A 16,476-nucleotide genomic window follows, 5' to 3' on the forward strand; every position below is an offset into this window, starting at 1 on the left:
CATCCGAAATTCGGAGATTTCTAGAATACATTAGACGCCCGCTTGCAGGGCGCAAAGCCGTCCCTCGGCATGCCACCGATAACGACCGCTCAGGGCCAAACCCAGGCGCCACCCTTTTCCCGTGTCATTTCACCCGCCTGACCCGACCCCGTCAAGCCGCGCGCGGATGATGCGGGCGGTCTCGGTGGCGCCGTCGAGTGAGACCGGGAGCTTTTTCGGCAGGGTCAGCGCGCGGGCTGCGGTGATCGCTTCGGCCATGGCTTCGCCGGTCAGGCCGGCCTCGCGAACCACACGGGCAAGCCCGAGGGCTTCGAGCTTCTCGGCCCGTACACTCTGTTCCGTCTCGCCACCGGCGGCAAATGGCACGAGCAGCGCCCGGCATCGGGACTGAAGCAGGTCGCAGACCGTGTTGTAGCCGGCCTGCGAGATCGAAAGCCGGGCATTCGGCAAGAGGTTGGGGAAATCCGGTCGGAAGCGGAACAGCGTCACGCCGTCATCGGCCTGCGCGGCGAAGCGGTCGTAATCGGCCTGCGGCAGGTTGGGGCCGGTGATCACGCACCAGGACGAGCGGTCGCCGAGAATCTGGCGTGCCTCAAGGGCCGCGCCGATGAGCGCCGCGCCCACGGCGCCGCCGCCCGCCGAGATCACGGTGTCGAAACGATCCGCCGCCGGAGCGGGAGCGGGCGGGGCGACAAGGCCGGTATAGGAGACGCGTTCGGCAATCTCGCCCGCCAGTGCAAAGGTATCCTCCAGTCGCACGAAGGAGGGATCGCCATGTACCAGCACGCCATCGAAATGCGCCAGCACCAGATCGGCGGTTTCGCGGTTGCGGCCCGGCTTGCGGTTTTCCTGAAGAATGTCGCGGATCGAGGTGAAGAGCAGCGGACGCGGTTGCGCCGCCTCGATGGCCTCGATCAGCGGCAGAAGTTCGAAACGCACCTGCCGCCGCCCGAAGGGGAAGGCCTCGATGATCACGGCATCGGGCTTTGCCGCGTGAAAGGCTTTGAGAAGCAGCGCGGTGCGGCGCTGTTCGAAGGCGGCATCCACCGGGTTGCCCTCGGTATCGGCCAGCGCCGAAAAGCCGCCATCGGCGGCGACGACGGCGGGAAGCTGTACATGGTCGATGCCCGGGCCGGGAAAGCCCTTCACCGGCACGCCGCCCGTCACCAGCGTCACGGCGAAACCGTCATTCTTCAGCGCCTCGGCAATCCGGCTGGCGCGGGCAAGATGGCCGATGCCGAGCAGATGCTGCACGTAGAAGAAGATGCGGCCCTGCTGGCCGGTGTCTGAGGCGGACAAGATCATGCGTCCCTCCGTGCCCAGGCTTCATGGAACAGCCGGTCGAGATCGTGAATGCTGTTGTGGTAGTCGAAATCCTGCCGCACCCGCGTTTCGGCGGCGGTGCCCAGCCGTTCGCGCAACGCCGGATCGGTCGCCGCCGTCTCCAGCGACCTCGATAGCGCGTCGGCATCATCGGGCCCGACCAGCAGCGCATTTTCGCCGTTCAGGAACAGTTCGGAAATGCCGGAGACATGGGTCGCAACCGCCATCAGCCGCTGGCTGGCCGCCTCCACCAGCACATTGGGCAGGCCGTCGCGGTCGCCATCGGCGGTGATGCGGCAGCCCAGCGTGAAGAGATCGCTTTCGCGGTAAAGCGTCAGCACGTCGCGCTGGTCCATCGCGCCCTTCCAGGTGATCCGGCCGGAAAGACCGAGCTCCTCGGCCAGCGCCTTCAGCTTCGACAACTCGTCGCCGCCGCCGATATGGGTGAAATGCCAGTTGAGGCTTGCCGGCAGTTTCGCCAGCGCCCGCAGCACGGTGTCGTAGCCCTTCTTCTTCACCGCGCGTCCGACGCTGAGTATGCGCACGGGATCGGCGGGATCACTGCCATCGCGGGCCGGGCGTGCGCCATCGAAATGCGGGAAACGGTCGAGGTCGAGGCCGTGATAGCTGAGGTTCACGTTGTTGCGATCGCCGGCAAGGTTTTTCAGCTTTTCATAGCCGACGCCGGTGCAGGTCACGGCCCAGTCGGCGCGGGCAAGCTTTTCGGCCAGATCCCAGTCCTTCGAGGTCCAGATGTCCTTGGCATGGGCGGAAACCGTCCACGGAACGCCGCCGATCTGGCTGGCATAGCTTGCGACCGAGGCGGGCGTATGGATGAAGTGGACATGCAGCCACCCGGCATCCGCCGGCCATTCGGCCACCAGAACCGCGGCCTGCCCGAAGCGGCGAAAGCGATTGCGGGTCACGTCGCGCTTCAGATCGCGCCAGAACTGCTTCAGGGCTGCGCCAAAGCCCGGCCGCGTGTGGACCTTCCACAGGGCACGAAGAACACGCAGCGGCTCCTCGTGCAGATATTCCGGCAGGTAATGCACCGGCGCACGGATTTCGTCGTGCACGGGATGCCGCTTCTTGTCCGTCGGCCGGCGCATGGCGACGAGTTCCAGTTCAAAGCCGGCCTTCTCAAGGCCGAGCAGTTCCTGCGCGATGAAGGTTTCCGAAAGGCGCGGATAGCCCTTCAGCAGCACGACGATCTTTCTCTTGGCCTGCATGCGTCAGCCCCGGGCCGCCAGCGGTTCGGACACCGTCTTTGCGTTCAGATACTGCTCGACCAGACGGGAGATGGTGGGCAGACCTTCGAGATGGCGGGCGGAGGGACTGGCCGATGGCGGTGCGCGGTGAAGCAGAGCCTTGATTTCCTCGGCAAAACGCTGGCTGTCGGCCGATTCCTGCGGCGGCAGCATGCTGACGAGACCGAGCTCGGCAGCGCGGCGGGCGCGAATGAGCTGTTCCAGCCGGGGCTGAGTGCGCGGCACGATGAGTGCCGGCTTGTCAAAGGACAGGATCTCGCAATAGGTGTTGTAGCCGCCCATGGCCACGACGGCCCTGGCGCCGGCGATACGGTCTTCCATGCGGTTGTCGAACTCGATGATCTCGAGATGCGGATGGCCCGCGGCTTCCTCCACGAAGCGGCTGCGCTGCTCGTGCGGCATGTAGGGCCCGAGCACGATCACGGCCTTGATGGTCAGGCTCGGGTCGGTCTTGTAGGCGGCGATCACGTCCCGCACCAGATCGGCGCCATCGCCGCCGCCGCCCGTCGTCACCAGAAGATAGTCCTCGTCGGGATTGCTCGGGCGTTCGATGGAGGCCTTGCGTTGCAGGAAGCCGACGAAATGCATCTTGTCACGCACGCTTTGCGGCACATCGAGGCCGGTGAGCGGGTCGTAGAAATCCGGCGGGCCATAGACCCAGATGTCATCATAGAGGGCGCCGATCTTCTGCATGACATCGTTGCGCTTCCACTCGGCATCGAGCAGATGCGGCGCATCCATGACCTCGCGCAGACCCAGAATGAGGGTCGTGCCCCGTTCCTTGAGGATTTGCAGCGTTTCCTCCACCTCGCCGCGCAGGCCGAGCGGTTCCTTGTCGACGATGAAGATATCGGGCTGGAAGGTTTCGGCGGTGTGGCGGATGATCGATTTGCGGATCGCCATCGTCTCGGTCATGTTGATGTGCTGGTCCATCGACGTGTAATCGCCGTTGCGCAGCTTGATGACGCTCGGGATCTTCACGAAATCGACGCGGGCGCGATAATCGAACGCGCCGGCAATGGTGGCGCCGGAGATGATGAGCACCTGCAGGCCGCGATAATCTTCCACCAGCGAATGCGCGATCGTACGACAGCGACGGAGATGACCGAGGCCGAACGTATCGTGGCTATACATGAGGACGCGCGCCTTGCGCGTGCGTTCGGTCATCGGGGTAGTCTCCTTTGGACTTGCGCAGGGCGGGAGGGTGCCCTGGCAAGGGGTATGGTCGAAATGTCAGTTATATGGATCTGCTGCATCCCGAAGACCATCGCCCATGAAATTGAAAGCCAGAATGATTACGATCACGGGGATTACAGGGAAGAGCAGCCATGGGTAAAGAGCCACGACGTTGACTGTGCGTGCTTCTGTCAGCAACACACCCCAACTGGTGATCGGCGGGCGGATGCCGAGACCCAGAAAGCTCAATGTGGTTTCGCCCAGAATCATGCCCGGAATGGTCAGCGTTGCGCTGGCGATGAGGTGGGACATGAAACCCGGCACGAGATGCCGTCCGATGATGCGCGGGCTCTTCGCCCCCATCATCTGGGCGGCAAGAACATAGTCTTCCTCGCGCAGCGCCAGAAGCTTGGAGCGCACCGCGCGGGCAAGGCCCGTCCAGTCCAGAAGGCCGAGAATGAAGGTGATGCCGAGATAGACGACGAGCGGTGACCAGTCCGCCGGCATGATGGCGGCCATGGCGAGCCACAGCGGAATGCTGGGGATCGATTGCAGCACTTCCGTCACGCGCTGGACCGCCATATCGAACCAGCCGCCCCAATAGCCGGCCAGCCCGCCGATGACGATGCCGAGCACGAAACTGGTCATGACGCCAAGCAGGCCGATGGTGAGCGAGATGCGAGCGCCATAGAGGATGCGCGACAACACGTCACGGCCCAGCCGGTCGGTTCCAAGCAGGAAGAACTCGCCGTCTTCCGCCGGGCAGACAAGGTGCAAATTGCCCTCGACCATGTTCCAGAACCTGTAGCCGTCGCCCCGGCAGAAGAAGCGCAGCTTCTGGATGTCGGCGGTGTCGTCGGTGTAGTTGCGTCGCAGCGTCTTCATGTCCAGCGTCATGGTCCGGCCGTAGACGAAGGGGCCGACAAAGGCGCCTTCGTGAAACAGGTGCACCTGCTGCGGCGGGGCATAGATGTTGTCGACGTTGCGGGTGGCGACGTTATAGGGCGCCAGGAACTCGATCACGATGATGGCGAGATAGGCGGCCAGAAGCAGGATGGCGGAAATCAGCGCCAGCTTGTGGCGGCGAAACCGCCACCAGGTCAGCCGGAGCTGGGAGGCATGGCTGCCGCCCCTGTCGTTATCGGCCTCCACGAGGTAGGGGTCGAACGGTGCGCCGGACACGAAATGCGTGGATGAGGAGGGGGTGCGGTCGCTCATTTCGTGCGCCCCCCCTGCAGCCGGATGCGCGGATCGAGGATCGCCAGCGCAATATCCGAGACGAGGACGCCGATCACGGTCAGGATCGCAAGGAACATGAGGAACGAGCCGGCAAGATACATGTCCTGGTTCTGCAGCGCCCGGATCAGCATCGGGCCGGTGGTTTCGAGCGATAGCACGACGGCCGTGATTTCAGCGCCCGAAATGATCGAGGGCAGGATGGAGCCGATATCGGAGATGAAGAAGTTCAGCGACATCCGGAACGGATATTTCATGAGGGTACGGAAGGGATGCAAGCCCTTGGCGCGCGCCGTCGTCACATATTGCTTGTGCATCTCGTCCAGAAGATTGGCCCGCACCCGCCGCACCATGCCGGCGGTGCCTGCGGTGCCGATGATGATCACCGGAATCCAGAGATGTTCGAGGATGGATTTCAGCTTCGCCCAGCTCATCGGCTCGTTGATGAAGCTCGGCTCCATCAGGTGGCCGATGGAGGTGCCGAACCAGATATTGGCGAAATACATCATCACCAGCGCCAGGATGAAGTTCGGCACGGCGATGCCGATCAGGCCGACGAGCGTCAGCCCGTAATCCCCCCAGCTATATTTGTGGGTAGCGGAATAGATGCCGATCGGGAAGGCGATCAGCCAGGTGACGATGATGGTGACGGTGGACACCAGCACGGTCAGCCACACGCGGTCGCCCACCACATCGGCCACCGGCATGCGGTATTCGAAGGAGTAGCCGAAATCGCCCCGCACGAAATTCGCCACCCAGTCGAAATAGCGCAGCGGTGCCGGCTTGTCGAAACCGTAGCGCGCTTTCAGATCCTCGATTTCCTGCGTATCGGCCTTTTCGCCAATGGCGCGTAGTTCCTCCACATAGCTCTCGAAGAAATCGCCCGGCGGCAGCTCGATGATGGTGAAGACCAGCATGGAGATCATGATCAGCGTCGGGATCATCACGGCGATGCGCCAGAGAATATATCGCAGCATCTCAGGCGCCTTTCTCGAACCAGAACGTATCCGGCATATAGACGCCGAGATAGGAGGTGGGCTCGAAGCCGTAAAGACCCTTGTCGGGCAGGTTGCGCAGCAGGCGGTTCTTCACCACCGGCTGGAGAACCGAATTCAGCATGCCGATGGTGAACACCTGCTGGGTGAAGAGTTCGAGCATTTCATGCCAGATCGCCTCGCGCTCGCCAAAGGTTTCGGCGCGGCGCCAGCGATGGAAGAGATCGAGCAGGGCGCGGGCTTCCTCCAGCTCCGGCGGGCGGCCTTCGCCGCCGCCCGAAAGCTCGTGCAGGCCCCAGAGCGGCCACTGGTTCTGGTCGTTGGTGGTCGGCGCCAGTTCCCGCGGCGACATATCGGCGGCGGGAATGCCGTTGTCGAGGCCCCACCACAGTGTCATCACGGTATCGCCGTTCAGCAGGCGGCGGCGGAACAGTTCCCGGTGCGAGACATGGGTGAAAACCCGGATGCCGACCTTCCAGAAGTAATCCGTTACCAGTTCCAGCACATCGGTCTCGAAGCCGGAATCGGCTGTCGTCTCGATGATCAGGCTGCACGGGCGTCCATCGGGCAGAAGCCGCTCGGCCCGCGGCGCGGGCCGCGTCAATCCCGCTTCATCGAGCAGGTCGTTGGCCCGGTCGGGATCGAAGCTTGCCCAGGCATCGCGGTAGCGCTGGCGAAACAGCGGGCTTTCGGGCAGCGGGCAATTGGCGCTCGGCTGGCCAAGGCCGAAGAACACCGCCTTGTTGACCTCGTCGCGGTTGATGGCAAGCGAAAGGGCCCGGCGCACGCGCACGTCGCGGAACACATTGCGCCAGACGAGATCCGTGCAGTTGAGGTTGGGGATGAGTGCGACCCGCGACCCCTGCGTGCGTTTCCATAGCTTCACTTCGATGACGCCGCGCTCTTCGGCACTTTTCAGGAAGGTGTAGTCCGGAAAATCCAGATTGGTGACCTGAAGGTCGCTTTCGCCGGAAGCGGTCTTGGCGGAAATCAGATCGCCCGAGCCGACGCTGAGCGTGACCTCATCGAGGTAGGGAAGCTGCACACCGTTCTGATCGACCCGGTGGAAATAGGGATTGCGCTTGAAGACGAAGTAGCCGGAGGGCGGGGCCGTGGTGTTGACCCAGGGATCGAGCGTCGGCAGATCAGGGTTTTCCGGGCGGGCCGAGCGCGACATCTTCTGGTGCAGCGCCACCCAGTCCTCGACATTCTGCTGCTTGATGAGTTCGGCAAGCTTCTCCGGCGTCTGGTAGTTCGGATGAAACTGCTTCATGTAGGCCGATGGCTGCATCAGCCGTGTAGCGACGGGCGAGGCAAGTTCGGCAAGGAAATCGGGGTTGGGATCGTCCCAGCTGTAGCGCACCGTGACCTCGTCCAGCACCTCGAAGCGCGGCTCCTTGCCGTCGACGCGCAGCATGGTCGGGATGCCGCCTTTGTGCAGCTTCTTGTTGTGGAACATATCCTCCCAGACATAGCGGAAGTCCTCGGCGGTGAGCGGGCTTCCGTCCGACCAGCGATGGCCGGGACGCAGGTGGAAGGTGAAGACGCGTTCCCGCTCGACCTCGTAGGCGCGCAGAATATCCGGCTGGAACTGGAAATGGCGATCGAAGCCGATCAACCGGCTGTAGCTGAAGATCGGGATGTAGCGGATGTCGCGCTGGCTGCCGACCAGGATACGCAGCCTTCCGCCCAGCCGGCCCGGGGAGAGGCCGGGTTCATCGAGCGCAACGATGCGCGGCTCGCGCGGCAGCCGGTCGGCCATGACTGGCAACTGCCCGGCAGCGACCCGCTCACGCAGCGGTTCAGGCTCGTTGTCGAAGGAGGCGGCAAAGAGCGGGCGGGGAAAGGCGGCGGCTGACGCCATCAGCGACAGCAGGGTGCGGCGGTTCATCATGACCTCAGCTCCCCGGCATCGGCGTTGCGTCGGGCGAGAACGTAATGCCCCCCGCCGAGATCGATATGGGTCAGGGCGTCGGGGTCGCCGTCATCGAGGAAGTGGCGCGCCCAGGCGCCCTTGGCGGAGGTGGAGGTCTGACCGGCGGTTTCGAAATCGATGGGCCGGTCGAGATCGGGCAGCGGCACCGCCGCAATCAGCTTGCGGGTGTAGGGGTGGACGGGGTTGCGCATGATGGCCTCGCACGGCGCAATCTCGACAATACGGCCGGCATACATCACCGCCACGCGGTCGGCCATGTAGTTCACCACGGCCAGATTGTGCGAAATGAACAGATAGGTCAGCCCGAGTTCGCCCTTGAGGTCCTTGAGCAGGTTCAGAACCTGCGCCTGCACCGACACGTCGAGGGCCGACACAGGCTCGTCGAAGATCATCAGGCCCGGACCGAGCGCAAGCGCGCGCGCAATGCCGATGCGCTGGCGCTGGCCGCCGGAAAAGCTGTGCGGGTAACGCCCGAGCGCCGAGCCCGGCAGGCCGACCGACTCGACCAGCCTTTTGGACAATTCCAGCCGCTCCCGGTCGGTGCCGCGCCGGTGAATTTCCAGCGGTTCCCCGATGATGCCACGCACCGTCATGCGCGGCGAAAGCGAGGACACCGGGTCCTGGAACACCATCTGGATCGACGCGCGCAGGTCGTGCAGGGTTTCGCCTTCGGCCTTGAGGACGTCGATCTGGCCGGCAGCGCCGTCATAGGTGACGACACCCTCGTCGGCGGTCACGCCCCGCATGAGGATCTTGCTGAGCGTGGTCTTGCCGCAGCCGCTTTCGCCCACAAGGCCAAGCGTTTCGCCGTGCCGCACATCGAAGGACACGTCATGCACGGCGCGGATCGGCGGGGCGGCATTGCCAAACAGCCCGCCGGAGCGCTTGGGCTTGAAGGTCTTGCTGACATTGCGAACCGAAAGGAGCACGTCGGAGGTGCCGGTTGCCGGACAGAGCCTCTTGCCGAGCAGGCCGGATGCATCGACATTGATTTCGCGCAGCGGCTTCAATCGCTCGCCGCGTTCCATGTCGAAACCGGGAACGGCGGCCATCAGTCCCTTGGTGTAGGGATGCGAGGGATTGCGGAAAATCTCCTCGACACTGCCGGATTCCATCACCTCGCCGCGATACATCACCACGACCTCGTCGGCCATGCTGGCGACGACGCCGAGATCGTGGGTGATGAGCAGCATTGCCATGCCGATCTTTTCCTGAAGCTCCTTGAGCAGCTTGAGGATCTGCGCCTGGATCGTCACGTCGAGCGCCGTGGTCGGCTCGTCGGCAATCAGCAGAGCCGGGTTGCCGATCAGCGCCATGGCGATCATCGCGCGCTGGCGCATGCCGCCCGAAAGCTCGAAAGGATACATGTCGAAGACGCGCGCGGGATTGTCGAAGCCGACAAGCCCCAGCATTTCCTCAGAGCGCTCCCGGCGTTCGGCAGACGACATCACGGAATGGATGCGCAGCACTTCCTCGATCTGGTTGCCGATGGTGTGCAGCGGCGAAAAGGAGGTCATCGGCTCCTGAAAGATCATGCCGATGCGGTTGCCGCGGATCTGGCGGATCTGACGTCCGTTGCGTGGCAGGGAAACGAGATCGACCGGTACGGCACCCTGCGGGTCGTTGAAGATCACCCGCCCGCTGACCTCGGCGTAATCCGCCTCGATGCCCATGATGGAACGGCCGAGCACGGATTTGCCGGAACCGGATTCGCCGACGAGCGCCGTCACGCGACCGGGTGCAACCCGCATCGACAGCGAGCGCACGGCCTCGATCTTGCCCTGCATCAGCGGAAAGGAAACCTTGAGCGTTTCCACGGAAAGCAAATCAGTATTAACGCTCATGAACCATTCACGCCCCGGAACTGCGTCGTTCAAGCCCTGCACATATCGCGTATAAGACCTTGGACGCATACACCGTATTCTGCCCGCCGTAGACTGTCCATCGCGAAGATTGATCCTTCCTTGCGCGGCTCTTGCGAAGCCGGGGAATTTACCGATAAACAGCGGCAGTGCGATTGCCGGAGACGAGATTTGAACGACACGGACCCTCCGCGCGCCCGCGCCCGGGCGATCATTGACCTTTGTGTGGAACAGGCCCGCAGCGGCGACATCGAGGGCGCCGGGCGCCGGCTCGAGGCCCTGATTGCCGATGCCGATCTGGTGGCCGCCGCCGAACTGGGCCCGCCGACCGTGCTCGGCCTGCCGCGCAAGCTGCATTCCGCCCGGCTGAAACTCGCCAAGATCGCCAAAGACCGGTTGCGTATCACCGGCCTGCAATTCACGCTCGTGCCCGATCCCGCCGTCATGGCCGATGTCGCCCGCTTCAGCGGCGCGGAACGGCGGGTGATTGCGAAGCTTGCGGGCGAAAAGGTGCCGCGCGTGCTGCATCAGGTGTGGATCGGCGATCTGGCCGCGCCGCCTGCCATCGAAGCCTGGCGTCGCCATTGCGCAGCCCACGGCATGGATTACCGGCTGTGGGATGCGGATGCGCTTCTTGCCGAAGGCTTCGACGCGCATCCGAGCTTCCGTGGCATGATGGCGCGCAAGGACTATCCGGGTGCGGCCGATGTGGCGCGCTATCTCGTGCTCGAAAAGTTCGGCGGTCTCTACATGGATGCCGACTGGTATCCCGCGCGCGACGATGCCGGTTTCGAGGATTTCATTGCCCTTGTGGGTTTCACCGCCATCGCGGCGGATATTCCGCGCCTGACGAGCGCCGGCGGGCTGCTGATCGCCAATGCCTTCATCGCCACGCCGCCCCGCCATCCCGTCATCCGCCGGGTGATCGAGGCGATGCCGGGCGTCATGGCGGCGTTGCCGGATGCGCCGGCCTGGTGGTCCACCGGGCCGCTGATCTTTACCAATGCCTGCCGGGGTGCCGGCGTCACGCTCGCGACCGTGGACATGATGGCGGCGGTCCTGCCGCGCCGCGCGCCCTTCGCCGACGTTCAGGCCGCCCGCGAGGAAGCCATGCGCACGGATGGCGGCTTCCTCATCGACTGGAAGTCCTGGTAGGGGTCAGGCCGCGCCCGGCTTCACCCATGCGCAGGCGGGGTGATCGGCGGTCAGCGTGAACAGGCTTTCGAGAAAGGCCCAGACCGTCTGGTCATGGACGAGATGATGGGTCAGAACGCCGATCTGCGGCGGGGCATCCGGCCGGGCGATCCATCCGGCCAGTTCCGCGAAGAGATCGGCGGCAGGGCGGCCGCCGCGCGTGCCGTGCCAGTCCATGACATCGACATGAGTGTTGATAAGGGGGATCGACGCGCCTTCCTTCTCCTTGCCGAAGGTGGAAAGGGCGGTGAAGCCGAGCGCGCCGAGGCGGGGCGGCAGGCTGGCCGCGATACGGTTCCACGGCGGCACCAGCATGGCGTTGAAGCGCGGCGCATGCAGGCTCTCAAGCTTGGCGAAGCCCGCCTTCAATTCGGCCAGCACCACGTCTTCGCCGCGGTGGGCGCCGAGTTCCTGCTTCTTCTCGCCGGCGGGCGCGTAATTGCGGTGCGACCAGCCATGCACGGCGACAAGCGCATGGGGCGCGGCATCCAGCCGGGCGGCAAGAGCCGTTCCCGTCTGTTCGGGAATGACGGCGAGCGTCACCGGCACGCCGTGAGCGCCGGTCAGATCGAGCAACCGGTCAAGGGCCGGGGTTGGTTCCACCGCATCGTCGTCGCGAAGCCAAAGCTTCACCTTGCGGCCCGAGCCGGCAATGCGGTCCAGCGTTTCGCGAAGAAGGGTGTCGGTCACAGCGGATACTCCAGTGCGGAAACGAGAAGGCTTTCGAGACGCCCGGCGATGACGGGCAGCGATCGTTCCTCCGAAACGAAGCGCCGTGCTGCCGTTGAGAGGTTCTGGCGTTTGACCCCGTCCGAAAGCAGGGCATCGATGGCGGCGGCGAAGGCTTCAGGCCGCCCCGGTTCCACCAGAAGACCGGTTCGCCCGTCGGCCACCACTTCCGGCACCCCCGCAACGCGCTCGGCGATGACCGGCAGGCCGCCGGCCTGTGCTTCGAGATAGGCAAGCCCGTAGGCTTCGCCATGCCCCGGCCAGACATAAAGGGATGCGCGCGCCATTGCCGCGATCACGCCCTCCCGGTCTTGTTCGCCACGCCAGTCGATCCGCCCTGTCGGAAGGTTGGCGAAAGCCGCCGCGACCGCCGGTCGTTCCGGCCCGTCGCCGATGATGGACAGCCGCCAGTCCGCGCGGACGAGGGCCAATGCCGCCGCCAGCGCCCGGTAGCTTTCCAGCTTGTCGCCGGGCCGCATCATCGCCACCGTCAGCAGGCGCCCGACCTCGGCTGCCGGGACCGTTTCGAGGAACGGGGCGGCATCGATGAACGGGGCGATGCGGGCCAGACGGGCGGGCGGCACGGCTTCGGCCAGCCCTGCGCTGTCGCGCGCGGTGAAGCAGAGATTGACTGCCGCGCTTGCCACCAGCGCCTTCAGATCGTCCTGATGGCGCGCCCAGCAGCCGAGATTGCGCCGCTTCGAATAGGACGCCTCCGCCGTGACATAGGGCAGGTGAAAACGCCGGCAGAGCGCCGGGCCGATCAAATCCGGCGCCTTGTAATAGGGATGGTAGCAGAACCAGAGATCGGGTGGCCCATCCGCCACCCATTGCCGGGAAAGCCGTTCGATCTCGGCTTCGGCCTGCGCGTGAAGATCGGGCAGAACGGTTTCCGGCGTGGCGTGAAAGCTGCGCAGTGCCGAGGCAAGCTGAACGGTATTGCCGCCCATGCCGAGGGCGCGCATCAATTGCCGCGCCATCAGCCGGTCGCCGGAGGGCACGGGATGATCGGGCGATTTCAGCGGCGCGTAAAAGGCAATTCTCATGGCTGCTATAGAGCGCGACAGCGCGCGCGAGGCAAGAGCCGGAGCGGTTATTCGCCGCGACACCGCTCTGTGAACCCGCTCACCCTTGACATGGCGGCGGCGCGGACGCAACTGACAGGCAACAGCATTCGCGGAGCCTTCCCATGTCATCCTCCCCCGCCGCCGCCGGACTTCTCACGGCTATTCGATCGAAAACCGCGAAGGCAGGCGTCATCGGCCTCGGCTATGTCGGCCTGCCGCTGGCCATGAGCATGGCGCGCGGCGGCTTTACCGTTACGGGCTTCGATATCGATCCGGCGAAGATCGAGGCCATCGAGGCCCGCGAGAGCTATATCGAGGCGGTGCCCTCGGCCATCCTGAAGGGTGAGGTGGAGGCCGGGCGCTTCGCCGCCACCTGCGATTTCGCCGGGCTTGCGGCCTGCGACGTGATCGCAATCTGCGTGCCGACCCCGCTGACCCGCCACCGCGACCCCGACCTTTCCTATGTCGAGAAGACCTGCCGGCAGATTGCCGCGACGCTTCGCCCCGGCCAGTTGATCGTGCTGGAATCGACCACCTGGCCCGGCACGACGGAAGAAGTGATGAAGCCTATTCTGGAGGAAACCGGCCTCGTTGCGGGTACGGACTTCTTCCTCGGCTTTTCGCCGGAGCGTGAAGACCCCGGCAACCGCGATTTCGAGACCTCGACCATTCCGAAGGTCGTGGCCGGCGATGGCGCCGATGCACAGGAATTGATGGTCGCCTTCTATGGCGCGGTGGTAAAGACGGTGGTGCCGGTTTCCACCACGGCGACGGCGGAGGCCGTGAAGCTGACGGAAAACATTTTCCGCGCCGTCAACATCGCGCTGGTGAACGAGTTGAAGCTCGTCTACGAGGCCATGGGCATCGATGTCTGGGAAGTGATCGAGGCGGCGAAGACCAAGCCCTTCGGTTACATGCCTTTCTATCCCGGTCCGGGTCTCGGCGGCCATTGCATCCCGATCGATCCCTTCTACCTCACCTGGAAGTCCCGCGAGTTCGATCGCCCGACCCGGTTCATCGAACTGGCCGGCGAGGTGAACACCGCCATGCCGCATTATGTGGTGGACCGGGTGGCGGAAGCGCTCGACCGCCGCGCCGGCAAGGCGCTCAGCCGCTCGCGCGTGCTGGTCATGGGCCTGGCCTACAAGAAGAACGTGCCGGATATCCGCGAAAGCCCCTCGCTGCGGCTTCTGGAGCTTCTCAACGAACGCGGTGCGGATGTGGCCTATCACGACCCCTTCATCGCCGAGGTGCCGAAGACGCGGGAATATGCCGATCTGATGGGCATGAAGAGCGTGGCGTTTGATGAGGAAACGGTGCGCGGCTTCGATCTCGCGCTGGTTTCCACTGATCACGATGACGTGGATTATGCGGCGCTGGCGGCATGGGTGCCGCTGGTGGTCGATACGCGCAACGTGTTTGCCCGCCGCGGTCTTGCCGTCGAAAACGTCGTGAAGGCCTGATCCATGAGCCGGTTGGACAGTTTCATCAACCGCATGAGCGCCCAGCGCGACATGCTGAACGCCATTCGCGACCGGGTCGCGCTGCCGCAGGGCCCGATTTTCGAGGTCGGCCTTGGCAATGGCCGCACCTACAGCCATCTGAGGGAAAACTTTCCCGGCCGCCGCATCGTCGTTTTCGACCGCCAGCTTCTCGCCCACAAAAGCTCGATTCCGCCGGAGGGTGACCTCGTGCTGGGCGAAATCGCCGAGACCGGCCGCGCCTTCATGCTGGGAGATGCGGCCTTCGTTCACGCCGATATCGGCACGGGCGATGCGGACAAGGATGCCGTGACGCTGACCTGGCTGCCGCAGATGGTGGTGGGCATGCTCGCCCCCGGCGGCTATGTCCTGTGCGGCCTGCCGCTCGATGCGCCGGAACTTGAGCGCCTGCCGGTCGAAAGCCATATCGACCCGGAACGCTATTTCTTCTACCGCAAGGCCGGCGGATGACGGGCGGCGAAACTCCGCCCTTTTCGCTTGCGGTCATTGCCGACGCGCATTTTCACGATATCGCCGGCGATTACGGCCTTCCGGGCGTGCCTGCGGGCGAACGCCGCCTGACCCTTTACAGTTGGGCGCGCACCCGCGAATCCACCCGCGTCTTCAACGAGAGCGCGGCTGCCCTCTCGGCGGCGCTGGAGCAGGTCGCGGCGCGCGGTATCCGCCATGTGGTGCTGCTCGGAGACTACACCGACGATGGCCAGCGCCGCACGACGGAAAGCCTCGCCCGCCTTCTGACCCGACAGGAAGAAGAGCACGGCTTGCGCTTTTACGCGCTGCCCGGCAATCACGATGTTTTCGGCCCCTTCGGGCGTCACCGCTCGGGCGATTTCCTGAGGGCCGACGGCCGTTCCGTGCTGGTCACGAGCGATGGCCGCGAGCCGCCGCCGGGCGCTGTCGTAACACCAGATTTTCGCTGCGAAGGTTTGCCGGCGGGCCTTTTGCCCATGGCGCGCTTCGGCTATTTCCGCCGCCCGGAATTCCTGCACTGGGAAACGCCCTTCGGTCTGAACGATGCGCCGGAGGCGCGCAGCTATGAAGCGGTTTCCGCCGACGGGCGAACCCGCCATCGGCTGATGGACGCTTCCTATCTGGTGGAGCCGGAAGACGGCCTCTGGCTCATGATGATCGATGCCAATGTGTTCGAACCGCGCAACGGCGTCTTCAAGCCCCGGTCGAAGCGGGCCTTCATCGACAGCACCGCGGCAGGCTGGAACGCCATGCTGCGCCTCAAGCCCTTCATCCTGACATGGATGGCGGATGTGGCGGCACGGGCGAAGGCGACAGGCAAGACGCTTCTGACCTTCTCGCATTATCCGGTGATCGATCCGCTCGATGATCGCGAAGGTTACGAGCCACGACTGTTTCCCGGTGGCACGATCCTGAAGCGAAGGCCCGAACCAGCGGTCGCCGAGGCGGTGTCGAAAGCGGGCATCGATCTGCATTTCAGCGGTCACTGGCATGTGGCGGGTCAAAGCCGGCGCGGGGATCTCGTGAACGTCGCGGTGCCCTCGCTCTGCGGTTATCCGCCGGGCTTCTGCGTCGTCGAGGCGAAAGGGGTAGCCGTCGCGGTGGAGACGGTCGATCTGTCGGCCCTGCCGCTCGATGCGGATATCATGGCGCTTTACGGGCGCGAGGCCGCCCGCACGGGTGGCGGTTCCGATGCCGTGTCCGGTGCGAGGGACTATGGAGAGTTCCTGCGGCTTCACACGCAGGCTCTGGTGCGCCACCGTTATTTTCCCCGGGAATGGCCGGCGGAGGTGGTGTCCGCCATCGAGGGTATGCGACTGTCAGACCTGCTTGCCGATGAACGAACGCGACCTGCGGGCGATGTGCCGCCCGGTTGCGACGCGGATGAGGCGGTCATCGCGCTGATCGCCGACTGGTATTGCCTGCGCCAGGGCGGCGCGCTTGCCCTGGCCGGCCTCGGCGAACGCCGCATCGCGCTACTGGAACAGCTCGCGCGGCTTTATGCCGAAACGCCGGAAGCGTCGACGGACAGGGCCATTGCCGCTTATCTCGGACTGTTCTTCCGTGCCGGACTGTTTCATCTCGAACGCGCAAGAGGGCCGGCCTGGCCTGCCGCATGAGATGCCGTTCGTCACGGCTTGCGGATCAAGGTGATTCCGGTCAACTCTCGAACGGGGAGCAGGGCTTCCCGATGCCAGACATCCGACCCGAGGAAGCG

The 16,476-nt window shown here is 64.6% G+C and carries 13 protein-coding genes; 4 read left to right on the plus strand and 9 right to left on the minus strand.

What is annotated here, in order from left to right; translation table 11 throughout:
* Window positions 1-129: 129 nt before the first annotated feature.
* From GGQ66_RS09130 to GGQ66_RS09160, 7 genes are all read right to left on the minus strand, one after another.
* Window positions 130-1,305, minus strand: coding sequence for a glycosyltransferase family protein (locus tag GGQ66_RS09130; RefSeq protein ID WP_183791666.1), 1,176 nt, complete (start codon window positions 1,303-1,305; stop codon window positions 130-132).
* Window positions 1,302-2,552: a glycosyltransferase gene (locus tag GGQ66_RS09135; RefSeq protein WP_183791668.1), complete on the minus strand. Its 1,251-nt coding sequence runs from the start codon at window positions 2,550-2,552 to the stop codon at window positions 1,302-1,304. The genes GGQ66_RS09130 and GGQ66_RS09135 overlap by 4 nt, the downstream gene beginning before the upstream one ends.
* A 3-nt stretch (window positions 2,553-2,555) precedes the next feature.
* Window positions 2,556-3,758 (minus strand): glycosyltransferase family protein, encoded by a 1,203-nt coding sequence (locus tag GGQ66_RS09140; RefSeq protein WP_183791670.1) that lies wholly within the window; start codon window positions 3,756-3,758, stop codon window positions 2,556-2,558.
* Window positions 3,759-3,824: 66 nt separating this feature from the next.
* Window positions 3,825-4,985: an ABC transporter permease gene (locus GGQ66_RS09145; RefSeq protein WP_183791672.1), complete on the minus strand. Its 1,161-nt coding sequence runs from the start codon at window positions 4,983-4,985 to the stop codon at window positions 3,825-3,827.
* Complete coding sequence (locus GGQ66_RS09150) at window positions 4,982-5,980, minus strand: ABC transporter permease (protein ID WP_183791674.1); 999 nt, start codon at window positions 5,978-5,980, stop codon at window positions 4,982-4,984. The genes GGQ66_RS09145 and GGQ66_RS09150 overlap by 4 nt, the downstream gene beginning before the upstream one ends.
* Window position 5,981: 1 nt before the next feature.
* Window positions 5,982-7,892, minus strand: a complete 1,911-nt coding sequence (locus GGQ66_RS09155) for an ABC transporter substrate-binding protein (RefSeq protein WP_183791676.1) — start codon at window positions 7,890-7,892, stop codon at window positions 5,982-5,984.
* Complete coding sequence (locus GGQ66_RS09160; protein WP_183791678.1) at window positions 7,889-9,778, minus strand: ABC transporter ATP-binding protein; 1,890 nt, start codon at window positions 9,776-9,778, stop codon at window positions 7,889-7,891. Before GGQ66_RS09160 ends, GGQ66_RS09155 begins: the two co-directional genes overlap by 4 nt.
* Window positions 9,779-9,967: 189 nt before the next feature.
* On the opposite strand from GGQ66_RS09160, the gene GGQ66_RS09165 reads away from it, so the two are divergent.
* Window positions 9,968-10,951, plus strand: coding sequence for a glycosyltransferase family 32 protein (locus GGQ66_RS09165; protein ID WP_237358849.1), 984 nt, complete (start codon window positions 9,968-9,970; stop codon window positions 10,949-10,951).
* A gap of 3 nt (window positions 10,952-10,954) precedes the next feature.
* On the opposite strand, the gene GGQ66_RS09170 is transcribed toward GGQ66_RS09165, so the two are convergent.
* Together GGQ66_RS09170 and GGQ66_RS09175 are read right to left on the minus strand one after the other, a co-directional pair.
* The gene (locus GGQ66_RS09170) at window positions 10,955-11,680 is read right to left on the minus strand and encodes a polysaccharide deacetylase family protein (protein ID WP_183791680.1); all 726 of its coding nucleotides are present in this window, start codon (window positions 11,678-11,680) and stop codon (window positions 10,955-10,957) included.
* Entirely contained in the window at window positions 11,677-12,765 is a 1,089-nt protein-coding gene (locus GGQ66_RS09175; protein WP_183791885.1) for a glycosyltransferase family 4 protein, read from the minus strand. The genes GGQ66_RS09170 and GGQ66_RS09175 overlap by 4 nt, the downstream gene beginning before the upstream one ends.
* A 143-nt stretch (window positions 12,766-12,908) precedes the next feature.
* On the opposite strand from GGQ66_RS09175, the gene GGQ66_RS09180 reads away from it, so the two are divergent.
* From GGQ66_RS09180 to GGQ66_RS09190, 3 genes are read left to right on the plus strand one after another with little or no spacing between them, the layout of a single operon-like run.
* Complete coding sequence (locus GGQ66_RS09180; protein ID WP_183791682.1) at window positions 12,909-14,249, plus strand: nucleotide sugar dehydrogenase; 1,341 nt, start codon at window positions 12,909-12,911, stop codon at window positions 14,247-14,249.
* Window positions 14,250-14,252: 3 nt separating this feature from the next.
* Entirely contained in the window at window positions 14,253-14,738 is a 486-nt protein-coding gene (locus tag GGQ66_RS09185; protein WP_183791684.1) for a class I SAM-dependent methyltransferase, read from the plus strand.
* Window positions 14,735-16,378, plus strand: a complete 1,644-nt coding sequence (locus GGQ66_RS09190; protein WP_183791686.1) for a metallophosphoesterase family protein — start codon at window positions 14,735-14,737, stop codon at window positions 16,376-16,378. The genes GGQ66_RS09185 and GGQ66_RS09190 overlap by 4 nt, the downstream gene beginning before the upstream one ends.
* The last annotated feature ends 98 nt before the right edge of the window (window positions 16,379-16,476 follow it).

The organism is Allorhizobium borbori (assembly GCF_014196535.1).
Classification (GTDB): Bacteria; Pseudomonadota; Alphaproteobacteria; order Rhizobiales; family Rhizobiaceae; genus Ectorhizobium; species Ectorhizobium borbori.

Coding starts and splice junctions, on each gene's coding strand:
- GGQ66_RS09175 (WP_183791885.1), bottom strand. CDS start 12,765: ATGAGAATTGCCTTTTACGCGCCGCTGAAATCGCCCGATCATCCCGTG.
- GGQ66_RS09160 (WP_183791678.1), bottom strand. CDS start 9,778: ATGAGCGTTAATACTGATTTGCTTTCCGTGGAAACGCTCAAGGTTTCC.
- GGQ66_RS09130 (WP_183791666.1), bottom strand. CDS start 1,305: ATGATCTTGTCCGCCTCAGACACCGGCCAGCAGGGCCGCATCTTCTTC.
- GGQ66_RS09190 (WP_183791686.1), top strand. CDS start 14,735: ATGACGGGCGGCGAAACTCCGCCCTTTTCGCTTGCGGTCATTGCCGAC.
- GGQ66_RS09155 (WP_183791676.1), bottom strand. CDS start 7,892: ATGATGAACCGCCGCACCCTGCTGTCGCTGATGGCGTCAGCCGCCGCC.
- GGQ66_RS09140 (WP_183791670.1), bottom strand. CDS start 3,758: ATGACCGAACGCACGCGCAAGGCGCGCGTCCTCATGTATAGCCACGAT.
- GGQ66_RS09135 (WP_183791668.1), bottom strand. CDS start 2,552: ATGCAGGCCAAGAGAAAGATCGTCGTGCTGCTGAAGGGCTATCCGCGC.
- GGQ66_RS09185 (WP_183791684.1), top strand. CDS start 14,253: ATGAGCCGGTTGGACAGTTTCATCAACCGCATGAGCGCCCAGCGCGAC.
- GGQ66_RS09145 (WP_183791672.1), bottom strand. CDS start 4,985: ATGAGCGACCGCACCCCCTCCTCATCCACGCATTTCGTGTCCGGCGCA.
- GGQ66_RS09150 (WP_183791674.1), bottom strand. CDS start 5,980: ATGCTGCGATATATTCTCTGGCGCATCGCCGTGATGATCCCGACGCTG.
- GGQ66_RS09180 (WP_183791682.1), top strand. CDS start 12,909: ATGTCATCCTCCCCCGCCGCCGCCGGACTTCTCACGGCTATTCGATCG.